The organism is Leisingera caerulea DSM 24564 (genome assembly GCF_000473325.1).
Classification (GTDB): domain Bacteria; phylum Pseudomonadota; class Alphaproteobacteria; order Rhodobacterales; family Rhodobacteraceae; genus Leisingera; species Leisingera caerulea.
On sequence record NZ_KI421513.1, the window covers coordinates 3,268,169 to 3,285,918 of the forward strand.

The 17,750-nt window shown below is 62.4% G+C and carries 17 protein-coding genes; 8 read left to right on the top strand and 9 right to left on the bottom strand.

From position 1 onward, the window contains the following. Positions 1-34 precede the first annotated feature (34 nt). Positions 35-292 carry an acyl carrier protein gene (locus CAER_RS0123145; RefSeq protein ID WP_027237597.1) on the top strand — a complete coding sequence of 86 codons (258 nt, stop codon included), beginning with the start codon at positions 35-37 and terminating at the stop codon, positions 290-292. Positions 293-300: 8 nt separating this feature from the next. Continuing rightward, complete coding sequence (locus CAER_RS0123150) at positions 301-1,509, top strand: beta-ketoacyl-[acyl-carrier-protein] synthase family protein (RefSeq protein ID WP_027237598.1); 1,209 nt, start codon at positions 301-303, stop codon at positions 1,507-1,509. 70 nt (positions 1,510-1,579) lie between these two features. Here the strand turns inward: CAER_RS0123150 and CAER_RS0123155 are convergent, their stop codons facing one another. Further along, complete coding sequence (locus CAER_RS0123155) at positions 1,580-2,230, bottom strand: invasion associated locus B family protein (RefSeq protein ID WP_027237599.1); 651 nt, start codon at positions 2,228-2,230, stop codon at positions 1,580-1,582. A 496-nt stretch (positions 2,231-2,726) separates the two neighbouring features. Here CAER_RS0123155 and CAER_RS0123160 point away from each other — a divergent pair, with 496 nt between their 5' ends. Then, a complete protein-coding gene (locus CAER_RS0123160; protein WP_027237600.1) occupies positions 2,727-4,271 on the top strand; it encodes a helicase HerA-like domain-containing protein in 1,545 nt (514 codons plus the stop codon). Here the strand turns inward: CAER_RS0123160 and CAER_RS0123165 are convergent. The 6 genes from CAER_RS0123165 to CAER_RS0123195 form a co-directional block, all read right to left on the bottom strand. Beyond that, positions 4,258-4,935, bottom strand: a complete 678-nt coding sequence (locus tag CAER_RS0123165) for a DUF2306 domain-containing protein (RefSeq protein WP_027237601.1) — start codon at positions 4,933-4,935, stop codon at positions 4,258-4,260. The genes CAER_RS0123160 and CAER_RS0123165 overlap by 14 nt on opposite strands. A 23-nt stretch (positions 4,936-4,958) precedes the next feature. Beyond that, entirely contained in the window at positions 4,959-6,281 is a 1,323-nt protein-coding gene (locus CAER_RS0123170; protein WP_027237602.1) for a branched-chain amino acid ABC transporter permease, read from the bottom strand. Next, a complete protein-coding gene (locus CAER_RS0123175; protein ID WP_027237603.1) occupies positions 6,278-7,288 on the bottom strand; it encodes a branched-chain amino acid ABC transporter permease in 1,011 nt (336 codons plus the stop codon). Before CAER_RS0123175 ends, CAER_RS0123170 begins: the two co-directional genes overlap by 4 nt. 361 nt (positions 7,289-7,649) lie before the next feature. Next, positions 7,650-8,480 (bottom strand): ABC transporter ATP-binding protein, encoded by an 831-nt coding sequence (locus CAER_RS0123185; protein WP_084299626.1) that lies wholly within the window; start codon positions 8,478-8,480, stop codon positions 7,650-7,652. Further along, positions 8,477-9,265 (bottom strand): ABC transporter ATP-binding protein, encoded by a 789-nt coding sequence (locus tag CAER_RS0123190; protein WP_027237606.1) that lies wholly within the window; start codon positions 9,263-9,265, stop codon positions 8,477-8,479. The genes CAER_RS0123185 and CAER_RS0123190 overlap by 4 nt, the downstream gene beginning before the upstream one ends. Positions 9,266-9,364: 99 nt before the next feature. Further along, positions 9,365-10,558, bottom strand: a complete 1,194-nt coding sequence (locus tag CAER_RS0123195) for an ABC transporter substrate-binding protein (RefSeq protein ID WP_027237607.1) — start codon at positions 10,556-10,558, stop codon at positions 9,365-9,367. A 189-nt stretch (positions 10,559-10,747) separates the two neighbouring features. Between CAER_RS0123195 and CAER_RS0123200 the strand changes: the two genes are divergently transcribed. Then, positions 10,748-11,851: a PQQ-dependent sugar dehydrogenase gene (locus CAER_RS0123200; protein ID WP_027237608.1), complete on the top strand. Its 1,104-nt coding sequence runs from the start codon at positions 10,748-10,750 to the stop codon at positions 11,849-11,851. A gap of 20 nt (positions 11,852-11,871) precedes the next feature. Here CAER_RS0123200 and CAER_RS0123205 read toward each other — a convergent pair whose 3' ends face one another. Continuing rightward, positions 11,872-12,876, bottom strand: a complete 1,005-nt coding sequence (locus CAER_RS0123205) for a GlxA family transcriptional regulator (RefSeq protein WP_027237609.1) — start codon at positions 12,874-12,876, stop codon at positions 11,872-11,874. Between the two features lie 181 nt (positions 12,877-13,057). On the opposite strand from CAER_RS0123205, the gene CAER_RS0123210 reads away from it, so the two are divergent. Further along, positions 13,058-14,428: a class II 3-deoxy-7-phosphoheptulonate synthase gene (locus CAER_RS0123210; protein ID WP_027237610.1), complete on the top strand. Its 1,371-nt coding sequence runs from the start codon at positions 13,058-13,060 to the stop codon at positions 14,426-14,428. A 141-nt stretch (positions 14,429-14,569) separates the two neighbouring features. Here CAER_RS0123210 and CAER_RS0123215 read toward each other — a convergent pair whose 3' ends face one another. Further along, entirely contained in the window at positions 14,570-15,421 is an 852-nt protein-coding gene (locus CAER_RS0123215) for a PAS domain-containing protein (RefSeq protein WP_027237611.1), read from the bottom strand. A gap of 238 nt (positions 15,422-15,659) precedes the next feature. On the opposite strand from CAER_RS0123215, the gene CAER_RS0123220 reads away from it, so the two are divergent. The 3 genes from CAER_RS0123220 to CAER_RS0123230 are packed head-to-tail and all read left to right on the top strand — an operon-like array spanning position 15,660 to position 17,732. Then, a complete protein-coding gene (locus tag CAER_RS0123220) occupies positions 15,660-16,556 on the top strand; it encodes a YicC/YloC family endoribonuclease (RefSeq protein ID WP_027237612.1) in 897 nt (298 codons plus the stop codon). Between the two features lie 16 nt (positions 16,557-16,572). Beyond that, complete coding sequence (gmk, locus tag CAER_RS0123225) at positions 16,573-17,214, top strand: guanylate kinase (RefSeq protein WP_027237613.1); 642 nt, start codon at positions 16,573-16,575, stop codon at positions 17,212-17,214. Further along, entirely contained in the window at positions 17,211-17,732 is a 522-nt protein-coding gene (locus tag CAER_RS0123230) for a gamma carbonic anhydrase family protein (RefSeq protein WP_027237614.1), read from the top strand. Before gmk ends, CAER_RS0123230 begins: the two co-directional genes overlap by 4 nt. The last annotated feature ends 18 nt before the right edge of the window (positions 17,733-17,750 follow it).

Below are 17,750 nucleotides of genomic sequence, written 5' to 3' on the forward strand. Positions count from 1 at the left end.
CATCAGCCTCAGGCAGAATATCAGGGATCCCTACATGAGCACGCAGGACAAGGTCATTGCAATCATTGCCGAACAGGCGGTTCTGGAGCCTTCGGATGTGACCCTCGACAGCACCCTGGAGGATCTTGGCATCGACAGCCTGGGGCTGGTTGAAAGCATCTTCGCGATCGAGGAGGAGTTCGACATTTCGATTCCCTTCAACGCCAACGAGCCTGGGAAAAGCGATTTCGACATCTCCAATGTGGCGGCCATCGTCGCGGGCATCGACAAGCTGATACTGGAAAAGGCGTAAGCCCTCTTATGAAGCGCGTAGTCATTACCGGGGCCGGGACCATCAATGCATTGGGCCACTCGGTGCCCGCCACGCTGGAGGCCATGCGCGAAGGCCGCTGCGGCATCGGGGAGCTGGAATTCCGCGATGTGGAGCGGCTGGCGATCCGGATAGGCGGCCAGGTTCGCGGGTTCGAGGCCGAAGGCCGGTTCAACCGCCAGCAGATGAGCCTTTATGACCGCTTTACCCAATTTACTCTGACCGCGGCCAAGGAAGCGATTGAGCAGTCCGGGCTGGAGTTTCATGGCGAGCTGTCTGCCAAGGCCGGCGTTGTTCTGGGCAACTCCGGCGGCGGCATGCAGACGCTGGATGAGAACTACCGCAGCGTTTACGAGGACGGCAAGAACCGGGTGCATCCCTTTGTGGTGCCCAAGCTGATGAACAATGCTGCGGCCGGCCATGTGTCGATGCAGTTCAACCTCAAGGGGCCCAGCTTTACCGTCTCCACCGCCTGCGCGTCCTCTAACCACGCGATGGCGCAGGCGTTTCAGATGGTGCGTTCGGGTATGAGCCCGGTGATGATCACCGGCGGCTCGGAATCGATGCTGTGTTTTGGCGGTGTTAAGGCCTGGGAGGGGTTGCGGGTGATGTCCAAGGACGCCTGCCGCCCGTTCAGCGCCAACCGCAACGGCATGGTGCAGGGCGAAGGCGCCGGTGTTTTCGTGTTCGAGGAATATGACCACGCCAAAGCGCGCGGAGCGGAGATCCTGTGCGAGGTTATCGGTTTCGCAATGTCCTCTGACGCTGCCGACATTGTCATGCCCAGCAAGCAGGGCGCCGCGCGGGCCATTTCGGGGGCGCTGCAGGATGCCCGCGTCAGCGCGTCCGAGGTTGGCTATATCAACGCGCATGGCACCGGAACGGCGGCCAATGACAAAACCGAATGCGCCGCGGTGGCGGATGTGTTCGGCCCCCAGGCGGACAATCTGATGATCTCCTCCACCAAATCCATGCACGGCCACCTGATCGGCGGCACCGGCGCGGTGGAACTGCTGGCCTGCATCATGGCACTGCGCGACGGGGTGATTGCCCCGACCATCGGCTATGAGGAACCGGATCCTGAATGCAATCTGGATGTGGTCCCGAACGAGGCGCGCGAGGCACGGGTTGAGGTGGCTCTGTCGAATGCCTTTGCGTTTGGCGGGCTGAACGCGGTGCTGGCCCTGCGCAGGGTCTGAGGCCCGCAAACGAAAACGCCGCGGCCCTGGGGGCACGCGGCGTTTCCGTTTTTCAGGCGGGTGTCAGGCGTTACTGCTTGACCACGTCCACCACGTCATAACCGGCGGTGAAGCCGCTCAGCGACAGCTTCATTTCCACCACCTGATCCGGGGCCGGCGCCGGGCGCAGCGACAGGGTCGCTGCCTTACCCTTTTTAAAGGCGTCGATATCGCCTTGGGTCAGGCCGATTTGCGCCACGCAGCCCAGCTGGTTGCAGAAGGAATAATTGTAGCGCTTGGCCGGTGCGCCGTCGATCGAGATGGTCAGCGCCGCCGGCAGCAGGGTTTCCAGCGGCACGATCACGGTGGCGCCGGCAACAGCCTGGCCGCCCTGCTGATCAATCCGGAACAGTGACACCTCGGCAATCGGGTTGCCCTGCGGGCCGGACAGAATTTGCAGCAGCGAGCAAGGGTCGGTCTCGCCTTCGGTCTTAATGCAGGCCAGATCCCAATCGCCGTGCTTCTCTTTGGAATAGCGCTGGCCCAGCTGCGGGTCTGTGTTGACCGGTTCGCCAAGATCAAGAATATCGTCCGCGGTCGATTCCGCCTTCTCGCCTTGCTCAGCCTGTTCTGCGGTTTCCGCCCCGGCGGTCTCCTCTTCCGCCGCCGTTTCCTGCGCTGCCAGCGGTGCGGTCATGGCCAGCAGTGCGGCCAGCGTGATCGGGGTCAGGGACTTCAACATGAATGCCTCATTTTTCTACAGACGCTGCTTTCGCGTGTAACACGCTGCCCGGGCAGTGTCAGGTCAATATCAAACGATCAGCGGGGAATTCCGCCCAGACCGTTTCAACCGTGGAAGTTGCTGAATAAGAACAAAAAAGGGAACCCGCTGGTTCCCTTTTTCGTATTTGCGTCTCCCCGTCGGACTGGCCGACTTAGTTATTGCGTAGGACGTTACGAAAGGGCTGGCCATCGGTCAACATGCAAGTTCAAAAAAATGCAGTTCGGCCCTGGTTTGACGGAAATAGCCCGGAATTGCGGGACCTTGCGGAGCCGGCTGCCTGATTTCCAGGCAGTTACGCCAAAAAGAAGGCCGTGCACAAGGCACGGCCAGTCTGACAGGGAGGAAATGTCCGCCACGGCAACCGCAAGTGCAGGGGCGGGCAAGATTGACTATCGCACCGAAAAGTTAAGTTTGTATTGTTATCCACAGGCAAAAAAGCGGACAGGGGACAGGTATGACTGAACAGGTGTTTCTGGGCGGCGGCGGCGAGGATTACGGCACGCCGCAGGGGCTGGCCTTAAAATATGCCAACCGCCACGGGCTGATCGCCGGCGCGACCGGCACCGGCAAGACGGTGACACTGCAAATCCTTGCGGAAGGGTTTTCCAATGCCGGCGTGCCGGTGATCCTCTCGGATGTGAAAGGGGACCTGTCAGGTCTGGCCAAACCAGGTTCGGACAGCCACAAACTGCACGGCGCCTTCACCGCCCGTGCGGACAAGATCGGCTTTGCTGATTACGGCTATCACGCCTGTCCGGTTGCCTTTTGGGACCTTTATGGCGAGCAGGGCCACCCGGTGCGCACGACGGTGGCCGAAATGGGCCCGTTGCTGCTGGCGCGCCTGCTGGAGCTGAGCGAGGCGCAGGAGGGCATCCTGAACATTGCGTTCCGGCTGGCCGACGAAGAAGGGCTGCCGCTGTTGGATCTAAAGGACCTGCAGGCGCTGCTGGTCTGGATCGGGGAAAACCGCAGCGAGCTGTCCCTGCGTTACGGCAACGTCTCCACGGCGTCGATCGGGGCGATTCAGCGCCGCCTGCTGGTGCTGGAGAACCAGGGCGGCGCGGGCCTGTTCGGGGAGCCAGCCCTGGCGCTGAGCGACCTGATGCGCTGCGATGCATCCGGTAAGGGCATGGTCAACATCCTGGCCGCGGATAAGCTGATGGCGGCGCCGGGGCTTTATTCGACGTTTCTGCTCTGGCTCCTCAGCGAGCTGTTCGAAGAACTGCCGGAGGTCGGCGACCCGGACAAGCCGCGGCTGGTCTTCTTCTTTGACGAGGCGCATTTGCTGTTCGATGACGCCCCCAAGGCATTGATCGACAAGGTGGAGCAGGTGGCCCGGCTGATCCGCTCCAAAGGCGTGGGGGTCTATTTCATCACCCAGAACCCGGCTGACGTGCCGGAGGATATCCTGGGCCAGCTTGGCAACCGCATACAGCACGCCTTGCGTGCCTTTACCGCCAAGGACCGCAAGAACCTTCGGCTGGCCGCCGAAACCTACCGCGAGAACCCGCGCTTCCCGACCGAGGAGGCCATCCGCGAGGTGGGCGTGGGCGAGGCAGTCACCTCGATGCTGCAAAAGAAGGGGGTGCCCGGCGTGGTGGAGCGGACGCTGATCCGGCCGCCCAGTTCCCAGCTGGGCCCGATCACGCAACAAGAGCGGGCGGCCATTCTGAAAGCGTCCGATATGGCGGGTAAATACGACACGCCCCTGGACCGCCGCTCGGCCTATGAGATCCTGGCCCAGCGGGCGCAAACAGCCGCGCAGGAGGCCGAAACCTCAGAAGCCGAGGCCGAAGAGTCGCCGCAACCGATGGCACGGGAATTCAACGCCGCCCGCCGTTATTCAGGGTCCCGGGTCAGCCGCTCCACGTCGCGCACGTCCCGCCAGAAAGACACCTTTACCTCGGCGATGTCCGAAGTGGTGATCAAGGAGCTGAAGGGCACCACCGGCCGCCGCATTGTTCGCGGCATCCTTGGCAGCTTGTTCAGGGGGCGCTAGGGCGCCGTCTCAGCATAAGCTCCAGCAGCAACAGCCAGGGCAGGTAAAAGCCTGCATTCATAAAGAGATCAAACCCGCCGGTGAACTGCGGGTTTGATGCCGCGCCGCCGGTGGCCAGCACCCACAGGCCGTATTGAACACGGTACAGCCAGGACCCCATCGCAAGGACCAGCAGCCGCAGCGCCCACCGCCGGTGGCGGACGGTTTGCCCCTGCCGCGCCAGCCGTGCGGTTTGAATGGCCGCGGCCAGCAGCAACAGGCCATAGACCGCAAACCCTGCGTCCATCGGCCAGCCGCCAATCGTGCCCTGCCAGGCTGTGAACGCAAGCCCGCCCGCCGCCGTCACGCAGGCGGCCAGGACAAGCAGGCGGCCAAGCCATCTGTGCAGCCCGGGCAGGCGCCCGCTGAGGCCCAACCCCAGCTGCAGCGGCACCAGGACAGGCAGCACGGCCCCGATCAGCATGTGCACAGAGATGGCCGCATTGGACCAAACCGCGCCCGGAATGAACAGGTAGGTATCTCTCTTCGCACTGCCGCCCAGGCCCTCGATCCCGAACACAGCGGCATAATAGCTGAAAGGCGCAGCCAGCAGCGCCAATACAACAAGGGCCGCAGCTTTCGCCGCGGCCCCTTTTGCTGTTTTCTTTTGCAGGCTGTGTTGCACGAGAGCTATCCCAAAGCCGTTGCCTATTTCTCCGGGATCAGGCCCCGCGGGCTGAACCTCAGCACCAGAAGCAGGATCAGGCCCATTGTGAACAGCCGCATGTGCGAAGCGCTTTCCATCAGGTGCGCCTTCAGCGCGCTGCCCTCGGCCATGCCAGAGGTCACCAGCTCCATCAGCAGGATACCCATCGGCTCCACCTTGATCCAGAAGAACCAGATCAGCATGCCGCCCAGAACCGCGCCAAAGTTGTTGCCGGAGCCGCCGACGATCACCATCACCCAGATTAGGAAGGTGAACCGCAGCGGGTTGTAGGTGCCCGGCGTCAGCTGGCTGTCCAGGGTGGTCATCATGGCACCGGCGATGCCGCAGATGGCGGAGCCCAGCACGAAGATCTGCAGGTGGCGGCGGGTCACATCCTTGCCCATCGCCTCGGCCGCGGTTTCATTGTCGCGGATCGCGCGCATCATCCGGCCCCAGGGGCTTTTGAGCGCCATCTGCGCCATCCACAGCAGCGCCAGCAGCACCACGGTGAACATCAGCGCATAGCCTGCCTTGACGTAAACGGTCGACGCGGTGACCGGGTCCATGCCCCAGCTGGCGGCCCGTTCAACAAAGGACGGATCGTTCTGCAGATCCACCTCATAGGGCAGCGGGCGGGGCAGGCCGACCACGTTCTTGACGCCCCGCGACAGCCAGTCTTCGTTCTTGAGCACCGCGATGATGATCTCGGCAATGCCCAGTGTGGCAATCGCCAGATAATCCGAGCGCAGGCCCAGGGCCGTCTTGCCGATCAGCCAGGCAGCCCCGGCCGCCAGCAGCCCGCCCGCGGGCCAGGCCAGCAGCACAGGCAGGCCAAGGCCGCCGATGTTGCCCTGCAGCGCCGGGTTGATCGCCTCGACCGAGCTCACCGCCGGATCGAAGATGGCCCGGTAAACGAAGAAGCCGGCGACCAGGACAGCCAGCAGCACCAGCGTTCTGAATTTGCCCGCTGGCATATTCTTGGTGATCATCACTGCGGCCACGATTGTCATCGCACCCATGACCAAGGCCATTACGATGCTGACGCCGCCCGACGACCAGGCCGCCGGGATCACCGGCGTCGAGGTCAGCACCACCGCCAGCCCGCCAAGCGCGGTAAAGCCCATGATGCCGACGTTGAACAACCCGGCAAAGCCCCACTGGATGTTCACCCCGATGGCCATGATGGCCGAGATCAGGCCCATGTTCAGGATCACCAGCGCCGAGTTCCAGGAGCCGGAGAAGAACAGGAAGTCGGTCATGCCTTCAGCCAGGATCATCACGCCGACAAAGACGAAAAGAAGGGTATGTTTCATGGTGTCGGTCATACCGCTTTCCCTTTGAAAAGGCCGGTGGGCTTGAACAGGAGGACGACAATCAGGATCGCGAAGGAAACCGCGAACTTGTAGTCTGTGCTGAGGAGCTGAACCAGCCCGTCAGGCGCCAGGCTGTCCGGCAGGCCGTAGGTCAGGACCTTTTTCCAGGCATAGGTGATCGTCACCTCGGAGAAGGCGATGATGAACCCGCCCGCAATCGCGCCGATCGGGTTGCCGAGGCCGCCCACGATGGCAGAGGCAAAGATCGGCAGCAGCAGCTGGAAATAGGTGAACGGCTTGAACGATTTGTCGAGGCCGTAGAGCACGCCCGCAATGGTCGCCAGAGCCGCCACGATCATCCAAGTGTACATCACCACGCGTTCCGGGTTGATGCCCGACAGCAGCGCCAGATCCTCGTTATCCGAATAGGCGCGCATGGATTTGCCGGTTCGGGTCTTGTTCAGGAACCAGAACAGCACCGCCACCACGATGATCGCGGTGATCACGGTGATGCCTTGGGTGGTCTTGATCGCCAGGCCTTCGTTCAGGCCGGTCATCTGCTTGAAAGTGCGCGCCTTGATGATGAAGCGTTCGCCGTCGGAAAACCGCTGGTCGCCAGGGCCGATGATGAAACGCACGATGCCGTTCATCATGAACATCACACCCAGAGAGACCATCACGAAGATCACCGGCTTCGCCTTTTGCTGGCGGTAGAACCGGTAGACGGTCTTATCGGTCAGCAGCGCCAGGCCGATAGTTCCCAGAATGCCAAAGGGCAAGGCCAGCAGCGCCGTCGGCAGCGGGCCTGCACCGATCCCCATCGACTGGAACAGCCAGGTAATCAGGATCGTGACCATCGCGCCGAACGCCATGGTGTCTCCATGGGCAAAGTTCGAGAACCGCAGGATCCCGTAAATCAGCGTCACCCCCAGCGCGCCAAGCGCCAGCTGGCTGCCATAGGCAAGCCCGGGGACAATAACAAAGTTGGTAAGCGCCACGAGGGCGTTGAGAAGATCCATTACCCAAGCTCTCCGCAAGATAGTTCGATTACTTCGGTTTCTGTATTTCCGCTTGAATGAGGAAACCGCACCAAAGTAACGTCCGCGTTTTTGCCGTTAAAGATGATGTGGCTTTGGATCCCTTCGAACTCCCAGTATGCCGTTTTTGTTTCTTGGGAAATCGTTAGTTCTATCAACTTCGATCCGTAAACAACGTACTTCGGAATATCGTCCAAAACGACTAACTGAAGCCTTGTTTGCGCTTCCAAGCAACCTGAGGTTAATCTGCAAACTTCTGAGGATCTGCAAAAGCCAATTTCGTCGCTTGCGAACGCAAGCGAAGGAAGAACTGCAATGAACCCGAACAAAAATTTCCGCATTCTCAGCCCCCCAGGAAAGATTTGCGCACTTCGGGATCGGCCAGCAGCTCCTTGCCGGTGCCGGTATAGGCATTGCGCCCCTGCACCAGAACATAGCCTTTGTCCGCGATCTCAAGCGCTTGCTTGGCGTTCTGCTCCACCATCAGGATCGGCAGCCCGGTGCGGGCAACTTCGATGATGCGGTCGAACAGTTCATCCATCACGATGGGGGAGACGCCCGCCGTGGGCTCGTCCAGCATCAGCACCTTGGGCTTGGTCATCAGCGCGCGGCCCACGGCCACCTGCTGGCGCTGGCCGCCGGACAGCTCACCGGCCGGCTGGTTGCGCTTGTCGCGCAGGATCGGGAACAGATCATAGACCTGCTCCATCGTGTCCCGGAAATCATCGGTGCGGATAAAGGCGCCCATCTCCAGGTTCTCTTCCACCGTCATCGAGGTGAAGATGTTGCTGGTCTGCGGCACAAAGCCCATGCCCTTGACCACGCGGTCCTGGGGGCTGAGCAGGGTGATGTCCTCGCCGTCCAGCCGCACCGCGCCGGAGCGCACGTTCAGCATCCCGAACACCGCCTTCATTGCGGTTGACTTGCCGGCGCCGTTGGGGCCGACGATCACCGCGATCTCGCCCTTGTCGACGGCGATTGTGCAGTCATGCAGGATGTCCGGACCCTTGCCGTAGCCGCCGGTCATGGTGTCGCCGATCAGGAAAGGGCCGCCATCGACCTTATGCGTGGGGCCGCTCTTCAGATGGGCGGGCTGCATCGTGCCCACGCCTTTCAGGTTGGTGATCGAGGCGTCCTTGTTGCCGTGATCGTCCTGGTAGGGGTTGTCGCTCATGCGTCCGCCTCCAGCTTATCCTTGTTTTTCAGACCGGTGCCCAGGTAGGCCTCGATCACATGCTCGTTTGCCTTGATCTCGTCCAGGGTGCCCTCGGCCAGCTTCTTGCCTTCGGCCATACAGATCACCGGGTCGCACAGGCGGCCGATGAATTCCATGTCGTGCTCGATGACGACAAAGGTATAGCCGCGCTCCTCATTCAGGCGCTTGATCGCGTCGGCAATGGTATAGAGCAGGGTGCGGTTCACCCCGGCGCCGACCTCATCCAGGAAGACGATCTTGGCATCCACCATCATGGTGCGGCCCAGTTCCAGCAGCTTCTTCTGGCCGCCGGACACCTGGCCTGCTTTCAGGTCGGCGATGTGGCTGATGGTCAGGAACTCCAGCACCTCATCCGCCTTGGCCCGCAGCGCGCGTTCCTCGTCTGCAATCCGCTTGCGGCCGAACCAGGTGTTCCACAGCGTCTCGCCCGATTGCGCGCCGGGCACCATCATCAGGTTTTCCCGGCAGGTCATCGAGGAGAATTCATGCGCGATCTGGAAGGTGCGCAAGAGGCCCTTGTGGAACAGCTCATGCGGCGGCAGGCCGGTGATGTCCTCACCATCCATGGTGACCCGGCCTGAGGTTGGCTCCAGCACGCCTGCGATAACGTTGAAAAGTGTGGTCTTTCCGGCCCCGTTCGGGCCGATCAAACCGGTTATGGACCCCTTAGCGATTTCCAGCGAAGCGCCATCCACCGCGTGGAACCCGCCGAAGTGCTTATGCAAGTCCTCGACGACGATCATGTCATTTCATCCCCTGCCGCAGTTTGTGCGGCGTTTTTAATTTGGAACAGCCCGGGCAAAACCCGGGCTGTTCTTTTTTGGTTGCTTTTCCGATAGTTATCAGCGGAAGCGAAGGGTTTCGTTCTTGCCGTCCTTCACTTCGATCTCGCGGTAGGAGCCTGCGCTCTCACCCGGGCCGATCAGCTCAACGCCAGTTGCGCCCTGATAGTCGATCTCACCGCCTTCGGCGAGGATTTCAAGCGCCTTGCCCAGTTCACCCGGGTTGATCGGCTCGCCCGGGGCGTTGGCCACGTCCAGGATCTTGCCGACGTAATCCGCCGGGTTGGTGGAGTTGGCAGCCTGCATCGCCAGCAGGAACAGCGCCGCAGCGTCATAGGATTCGGACGCATAGGCGGAGGTGCCGTCAAAGCCGCGCTCTTTCGCCATTTCGGCAAAGATTTCCGCGCCCTTGCTGTCGGAGCCTGCGATCTGGCCAAAGGAGCCGTCCAGGTCCGGGCCGACGTTCTGCGGCAGGGTGTCGCCGATCATGCCGCCGGGCAGGCCAAAGGTGTCAAACGCACCGGAATCCAGCGCGCCCTGAATGATACCCAGGCCGCCCTGGTCCAGATAGCCCGCAACCACCAGAATGTCGCCGCCGGCCGATGCCAGCGCGCCGACTTCAGCAGAATAGTCGCCTTTGCCGTCTTCATGCGCGGTCACGATGGTGACTTCGCCGCCAACTTCCTCAAACGAGGTCTTGATCGCGTCCGCCAGTCCCTTGCCATAGTCGTTGTTGGTGTAGGTCAGGGCGATCGAGTTGATGCCGCGCTCTTTCAGGATCTCGGCCATCACCTGGCCTTCGCGCGCGTCAGACGGCGAGGTGCGGAAGAACAGGCCGTTGTCTTCCATGGACGACAGGCCGGGCGAGGTTGCGGAGGGCGAGATCATCACCATGCCGTTCGGAATTGCCACGTTCTGCAGGATGGCGCCCGTCACGCCGGAGCAATCGCCGCCGATGATGCCGTTCACGCCCTCAGCCACCAGCTTTTCGCCGTTTGCCACGGCCAGGCCGTTGTCGATACAGCCGGTGTCAGCACGGACCGGGGTCACGGTGGCGCTGTCCAGCAGCTTGCCCGATTTGGTGACTTCTTCCATGGCCAGTTCGGCGCCGTCGCCCATTGCCGGGGCCAGCGATTCAATCGGGCCGGTGAAGCCGAACAGCACGCCCAGTTTCACTTCCTTCGCATGGCCGCCAGCAAATGCGGTGCCAGCCGTCAGCGCAGCGGCCGCGGTGGCCATCAGCAGTTTTTTCATTTGAGAACTCCCATTGTTGGAACAAAAATGTTCACATCGGACCCTAGGCAAGCCGGTTGAAAAAGAAAAGTCTTATTGAACCGGAACAATTTTCCTCGGGCCGCTTGTTTCGCGCTGCTCCTCCTCTTGATCCCCGGATGCAGCGCCGGCGTGGATTTACCGTGGAATCAGCAGAAGGAAAAGACCTCAATGTTACAGCTGCTTCGCCCCGTGACGCTTGCCCTGGCGCTGATGACGGTTTTCACGGCGGCACCCGCGGAAACGCTCTCCAGCAGCCAGGGCGCGCTCCGCGTCACCCGGATCGCGGCGGGGTTTGATGTGCCCTGGGCGATTGCGTTTCTGCCGGATGGCGGCCTTTTGGTGACAGAGCGGGACGGCCGGCTTTTTTATGTGCGCGACGGGCAAAAGCAGCGCGTCAGCGGCACGCCGGCAGTGGCAGCCGAGGGGCAGGGCGGGCTGCTGGATGTGATGGTGCCGCGCGACTTTGCCCGCAGCCGCGAGATATTCCTGACCTACGCCAAGCGCCAGGGGCGCGGGGCTGGCACCGCCTTGGCTGTCGGCAAGCTCAGCCGGGACAATTCCCGGCTGACGAATGTCAGACTGCTGTTCGAGGCCGCGCCCGGGTCCCGCGGCGGGCGGCATTTCGGCTCCCGCGTGGTGGAAGCGCGGGACGGCACCTTGTTTGTCTCGCTGGGGGAGCGCGGCGACCGGCCCAGCGCCCAGAACCTGCGGCTACACCAGGGATCGGTGGTGCGGATCAACCGCGACGGCACGGTGCCAGTCAGTAACCCATTCACAAAGACCGAAGGCGCTCAGCCGGAAATCTGGTCCTTCGGGCACCGCAACCCGCAGGGCATGGCGCTGGACTTGCAAGGCAACCTGTGGGTCGCTGAACACGGCGCCAAAGGCGGCGATGAGGTGAACAGGGTCCGCAAAGGGGCCAACTACGGCTGGCCGGTGATTTCCTACGGCCGCCATTACTCAGGCGCGCGGATCGGAGAGGGCACCGCGAAACCCGGCATGGAGCAGCCGCAGTGGTACTGGGACCCCTCCATGGCGCCGTCCGGTATGATGATCTATTCCGGCCGGATGTGGCCGGAGTGGCGCGGTGACATCTTTGTCGGCTCACTCAAGTTCGACTATATCTCGCGGCTTTCCGGAGCGCCGCTGCAGGAGGTAGAGCAGTTGCAAAGCAGCGAAACGGGCCGCATCCGCGACGTGCAGGAAGCGCCAGATGGCAGCATCTGGTTCGCCTCGGAAACGGAGGGGGCCATTTTCAGGCTGTCCCGCTGAACGGAACAGCCAGCCGCAGGTCAGAGTTTGTAATGCGCCGCCTTGCTGCCGCGCTCGCGGTACGGCGTGGTGTCGTAATGCGCGCGGTAGCATTTGGAGAAATGCGACGGCGAGGCAAAGCCGCAGGCCAGCGCCACGTTGATCACGCTCATATCGGTTTGCATCAAGAGGTTGCGCGCCTTCTGCAGCCGAAGCTCCATGTAATAGCGTTTGGGTGAGCGGTTCAGGTAACGGCGGAACAGCCGCTCCAGCTGGCGGGTGGACATGCCCACATCCTGCGCCAGCACCGAGGGGCTGATCGGCTCTTCGATGTTGGCTTCCATCATCTGGATGACCATCGACAGCTTGGGGTGGCGCACGCCGATGCGGGTCGGGATCGACAGCCGCTGGGTGTCCTGGTCGGTGCGGATCGAGGAATAGATCAGCTGGTCCGCCACCGCATTGGCCAGTTCCTCGCCGTGATCGTTTGCAATCAGCTTGAGCATCAGGTCGATTGACGAGGTGCCGCCGGCGGTAGACACACGGTTGCCGTCGATCACAAATACCGATTTGGTCAGGTCCACCTCGTCGAATTCCTCGGCAAAGCTGTCTGCGTTTTCCCAGTGGATGGTGGCCCGTTTTCCATCCAGCAGTCCGGCCTTGGCCATGGTATAAGAGGCCGTGCACAACCCGCCCACAACCAGCCCTTTGCGGGCTTCGCGGCGCAGCCAGGCCAGCAGCTTTTTGGTGGTGGCCTCCTGCACGTCGATGCCGGAGCACAGCATCAGCACATCATCGCGGCGCAGTTCCGTCAAATCGCCATCCAGCTGGAACGTGGTGCCGGCCGAACAGGTTACGGTCTCGCCGCCTTCGCCGATCAGGGTCCAGGAATAAGTGTTTTCGCCATTCATCCGGTTGGCGATCCGCAGGCACTCGACTGCCGATGCAAAGGACAGCATCGTGAACTTGTCGAGCAGCACAAAGACGAACCTCTTCGGCTGGCCGGCTTCATTTCCAGAATCAGCAGGCTTGCGTGACGTCTGCATGGCGGGGGTCCTTCAAGAAACAATTCGGGCCGCGGGAGCACGCTCCGCGGCAGGTCAGAAAACCGTGTTCACAGGATGGACGCCGGGTCAAGTAGGCGCAATTCTAAACTGGCCTCCAAGGGACGGATTTTGTATAGAGCTTCCAACAATTTCTAAAGTCCTCTGATGCGGAGAAAAAGTCATGAGCGAATGGCAAAAATCGGACTGGCGCAACAAGCCGCGGGTTCAGATGCCGGACTACACGGATGCGGCAGCGCTGAACGCTGTCGAGGCTCAGCTTTCCAAGTTTCCTCCGCTGGTCTTTGCCGGTGAGGCGCGCCGCCTCAAGCAGCATCTGGGCGCTGCCGGCCGCGGCGAGGCGTTCCTGCTGCAGGGCGGCGATTGTGCCGAAAGCTTCGACCAGTTCAGCGCGGATGCGATCCGCGACACCTTCAAGGTGATGCTGCAGATGGCGATGGTGCTGACCTATGGGGCTAAGGTGCCGGTGGTGAAGGTGGGCCGCATGGCCGGCCAGTTCGCCAAACCGCGCAGCGCGCCGACCGAAACCATCGACGGCGTCGAACTGCCCAGCTACCGCGGCGACATCATCAACGAGCTCGCCTTCACACCGGCCGCCCGCATCCCCGATCCCAGCAAGATGCTGCAGGCCTACACCCAAGCCGCGGCCACGCTAAACCTGCTGCGCGCCTTCTCCACCGGAGGTTTTGCCGACATGAGCCGGGTGCACTCCTGGACCCTGGGCTTCACCGATGAACAGGAAGTCCAGAAATACAGCGAGATTGCGACCCGCATTCAGGACACCATCGACTTCATGGGCGCTGCGGGTATCACCGCCGAAACTACCCATGAGTTCTCCACCGTGGAATTCTACACCAGCCACGAAGGCCTGCTGCTGGAGTATGAAGAGGCGCTGACCCGCCTGGATTCGACCTCTGGCAAATGGCTGGCAGGCTCCGGCCACATGATCTGGATCGGCGACCGCACCCGCCAGCCGGACGGCGCCCATGTGGAGTTCTGCCGCGGCGTGCTGAACCCGATCGGGCTCAAGTGCGGCCCGACCACCACCGCCGAGGACCTGAAGGTGCTGATGTCGCGCCTGAACCCCGAGAACGAAGAGGGCAAGCTGACCCTGATCGCCCGCTTCGGCGCTGGTAAGGCGGGGGAGCATCTGCCGCGGCTGGTCAAGGCGGTGAAGGAAGAGGGTGCCAATGTCACCTGGGTCTGCGACCCGATGCATGGCAACACCATCAAGTCCTCCACCGGCTACAAGACCCGCCCCTTCGACAGCGTTCTGCGCGAAGTGCGCGACTTCTTCGGCATCCACAAGGCGGAGGGCACCGTGCCCGGCGGCGTGCATTTCGAGATGACCGGCCAGGACGTGACCGAATGCACCGGCGGTGTCCGCGCCGTGACCGAAGAGGATCTGAGCGACCGTTACCACACCGCCTGCGATCCGCGCCTGAACGCCAGCCAGTCGCTGGAACTGGCCTTCCTGGTGGCAGAGGAGCTGTCCGCCCTGCGCGCCGCTCAAAACGCCCGTCAGGCCGGCTGACACCGGACGGGCCGCGGGTTCGCGGCCGGTCTGCAAGGCTCGGCACAGAAAAAGGCGCCCCGGGGGTTCTCCCTCGGGGCGCAGTCAATTCAAGTGCTATGACCTTGTACTTGAATGAAAACAGCTATGCAGTGCGGCCTGTCAGTCGCGGCTGACCACCAGGCGCAGGTGCGGCGCGCCCTTGCGCTTGGCTGGGGCTTCTGCGGGCGTCTCAGCCGGTGCTGCGGGCCTCGACACCCGGCTGCGGTCCAGCAGCGCCTTGGCCTCGTCCAGAATGGACCGCTCCGGCTTGAACCGGGCCTGTGTTTCGGCAAAGCCCGGATTGGGCTGATTCACGTCGCGGCGCTCTTCCTTGGCGGCAGGCGTGCCAGCAGGCGCGGGGGCTTCGGGCCGCGGCTTGGCCTTGAACCCGGCAGTGCCCGGGGCTTTGGCGACCGCGCGCATTTCGATCGAGGAGATCGAGAACCGCTGCGAAGTGGCCGTGTCGCCCTCATCCGCCACCAGAACACCCAGAACCCGGCTGATATCGCCCAGATCGCTCCGAAGCGGCAGCATCAGCATGCGGGCTTCGCGCGGGGTGCGCAGGCGCGGCGCTTCGATCTGCAGCTCCAGCTCCACGATTGCGGGCGTGTCGAACATATGCTCCATCGCCGAGCTCAGCTGCTTGCGCGCGTCGGTGGTGAAGAAGGCGGTGATCGGCATGCCGCGCACTTCCATACCGGCCATGTCGTTCACCGTAGAACCGGCCAGGCGGAAGCGGGCGATGCCCGGTGCGATCCGCTCCAGAATAAAGGTGTGGCTCAGGATGTTTTCCAGCCCGCGCGGGTCAATCTGCGACCGGCTCGGCACATCATCGCCGCGGCGCAGTGCCGTCCAATAGGCCTCCGCCTGGCGCAGCGGCGACAGCGGCCCGCCCTTGCGGAACCGGTTCATGGAAACAACCTTGTCCTGTCTATTCGTCGTTCCGGTACCGCTGCGGCTGCCAAAAATCATTTCATTTCCCCTTCAACCCCGGCGCGCCTTGCGTCTCCTTCAGCCAGCGGCTGCGTTAACACTTAGGGCCGGAATGGTTACCCTGAAGTTAAGATGACACAATCTAATTCAAATTTGGACTACTTCTTTAAGCAATGGTTAACGCGCAGGGGTAGGGGCGTTTATGCGATTGCGCTTGCACCCTATACTTTCGAGACAGTAGAGCTGACCAACCACCAGCGACGAGAGGGCCTTTCCCATGACCATCCGCAGCATGACCGCCTTTGCCTCGGCGCAGGGCAGCACCGGGCAGCACAGCTGGAGCTGGGAGCTCCGCTCGGTCAATGCCAAGGGGCTGGACATCCGGCTGCGGGTGCCGGATTGGCTGGAAGGCCTTGAAAACCATATCCGTACGGTTCTGTCCAAGGCGCTGGCGCGGGGCAATGTGTCATTGACGCTGCGGGTATCCAGGACCGAAGACAGTGCCGCGCAGGTGCAGATAAACACGGCGGTCCTGCAGTCGGTGATCAAGGCCTTGGGCGAGGCGCAGTCTATCGCCCAGCAGAACAGGGTCGGCATCCGCCCGGCCTCTGCGGCGGAGGTGCTGGGCTTCAAGGGCGTGCTGGAGCAGGCCGCAATCGACGACGACCCGGCGCCGCTGGTCAATGCACTGAGTAAGGAACTGGACACACTTGTGGCGGAATTCGTTCAGATGCGCGAGGCCGAGGGCGCCGCGCTGGCCGTAATTCTTAACGGCCAGCTGGAGCAGGTCGCTTCACTGACGGCCCAAGCGGGCGCCCGCGCCGACGAGCGCAAGGTGAAGATGGCCGAAACCTTCAAGGCCAATCTGGCCCGGGTGCTGGACAACGCCGACGGCGCCGACCCGGACCGGGTGGCGCAGGAACTGGCGCTGATTGCCGTCAAGGCGGACGTCACCGAAGAACTGGACCGCCTCGGCGCCCATGTCGAAGCTGCGCGCGGCCTGCTGGTCAAGGGCGGGGCCGTGGGCCGCAAACTGGACTTCCTGATGCAGGAGTTTAACCGCGAGGCCAACACGCTCTGTTCAAAGGCGCAACACAGTGCCTTGACGGCGGTGGGGCTTGAGCTGAAAACCGTGATCGACCAGATGCGCGAGCAGGTGCAGAACATAGAATAAGACAAGGAGTGCCCAGATGGCGGACCGCCGCGGCCTTTTGATCATCCTCTCATCGCCTTCGGGCGCAGGCAAATCCACCCTGGCCCGCCGCCTGATGGCCTGGGACCCGGGCCTCAAGTTCTCGGTCTCCGCCACCACCCGCGCCCCGCGCCCGGGCGAGGAGCATGGCCGCGAGTATTTCTTCATGTCCGAGGACGAGTTCCGCCAGAAGGTGGCCGAAGGGGGCATGCTGGAGCATGCACACGTCTTCGGCAACTTCTACGGCTCGCCCGCAGGCCCGGTAAAGGACACCATCGAGGCCGGCCAGGACGTGCTGTTCGACGTCGACTGGCAGGGCGAAATCCAGATCCGCAACTCGGACCTGGGCAAGCACGCGCTGTCGATTTTCATCCTGCCGCCCTCGATCCCGGAGCTGCGCCGCCGTCTGGAAACCCGCGCCCAGGACAGCGACGACGTGATCGCGAAACGGATGCAGAAAAGCTGGGATGAGATCAGCCACTGGGGCTATTATGACTATGTGCTGGTCAACGACGACTTGGACCAGACCGAGGCCAAGCTGAAAACCATCGTCGAAGCCGAACGGATGCGCCGGATCCAACAGCCCAAGCTGCAGGAACATGTGCGCGCCTTGCAAACCCAATTCGAGGAACAGTCATGACCCTTTACACACTTGGAGAGGACAAGCCGCAAATTCATGAGGACACCTGGGTCGCCCCTGATGCCAACCTGATCGGCAAGGTGGTGATGGAGGCGGGGTCTTCGGTCTGGTTCGGCGTCACCATCCGCGCCGACCACGAGGAGATCCGCCTCTGCGAAGGCACCAACGTGCAGGAAAACGTGGTGATGCACATTGATGCGGGCTATCCGCTGACCATCGGCAAGAACTGCACCATCGGCCACAAGGCGATGCTGCACGGCTGCACCATCGGCGAGAACACCCTGGTCGGCATGGGCGCCACCATCCTCAACGGCGCCAAGATCGGCAAAAACTGCCTGATCGGCGCCGGCGCGCTGATCACCGAGAACAAGGAAATCCCCGACAACTCCCTGGTCATGGGCAGCCCCGGCAAGGTGGTGCGGGAGGTGGATGCTGCGCTGGCAGAGAAGCTCACCCAAAGCGCGCTCCATTATCAGGACAACATGCGCCGCTTCCGGGCAGAGCTGAAACCGCTGTAAGCGGACCGTGCCGTCCCG

Bases quoted from the DNA above. Each gene is read 5' to 3' on its own strand.
- CAER_RS0123145 (WP_027237597.1), top strand. From the start codon at position 35: ATGAGCACGCAGGACAAGGTCATTGCAATCATTGCCGAACAGGCGGTT.
- CAER_RS0123210 (WP_027237610.1), top strand. From the start codon at position 13,058: ATGAGCGAATGGCAAAAATCGGACTGGCGCAACAAGCCGCGGGTTCAG.
- CAER_RS0123170 (WP_027237602.1), bottom strand. From the start codon at position 6,281: ATGACCGACACCATGAAACATACCCTTCTTTTCGTCTTTGTCGGCGTG.
- CAER_RS0123195 (WP_027237607.1), bottom strand. From the start codon at position 10,558: ATGAAAAAACTGCTGATGGCCACCGCGGCCGCTGCGCTGACGGCTGGC.
- CAER_RS0123190 (WP_027237606.1), bottom strand. From the start codon at position 9,265: ATGATCGTCGTCGAGGACTTGCATAAGCACTTCGGCGGGTTCCACGCG.
- CAER_RS0123160 (WP_027237600.1), top strand. From the start codon at position 2,727: ATGACTGAACAGGTGTTTCTGGGCGGCGGCGGCGAGGATTACGGCACG.
- gmk (WP_027237613.1), top strand. From the start codon at position 16,573: ATGGCGGACCGCCGCGGCCTTTTGATCATCCTCTCATCGCCTTCGGGC.
- CAER_RS0123200 (WP_027237608.1), top strand. From the start codon at position 10,748: ATGTTACAGCTGCTTCGCCCCGTGACGCTTGCCCTGGCGCTGATGACG.
- CAER_RS0123155 (WP_027237599.1), bottom strand. From the start codon at position 2,230: ATGTTGAAGTCCCTGACCCCGATCACGCTGGCCGCACTGCTGGCCATG.
- CAER_RS0123220 (WP_027237612.1), top strand. From the start codon at position 15,660: ATGACCATCCGCAGCATGACCGCCTTTGCCTCGGCGCAGGGCAGCACC.
- CAER_RS0123150 (WP_027237598.1), top strand. From the start codon at position 301: ATGAAGCGCGTAGTCATTACCGGGGCCGGGACCATCAATGCATTGGGC.
- CAER_RS0123230 (WP_027237614.1), top strand. From the start codon at position 17,211: ATGACCCTTTACACACTTGGAGAGGACAAGCCGCAAATTCATGAGGAC.
- CAER_RS0123185 (WP_084299626.1), bottom strand. From the start codon at position 8,480: ATGAGCGACAACCCCTACCAGGACGATCACGGCAACAAGGACGCCTCG.
- CAER_RS0123215 (WP_027237611.1), bottom strand. From the start codon at position 15,421: ATGATTTTTGGCAGCCGCAGCGGTACCGGAACGACGAATAGACAGGAC.
- CAER_RS0123175 (WP_027237603.1), bottom strand. From the start codon at position 7,288: ATGGATCTTCTCAACGCCCTCGTGGCGCTTACCAACTTTGTTATTGTC.
- CAER_RS0123205 (WP_027237609.1), bottom strand. From the start codon at position 12,876: ATGCAGACGTCACGCAAGCCTGCTGATTCTGGAAATGAAGCCGGCCAG.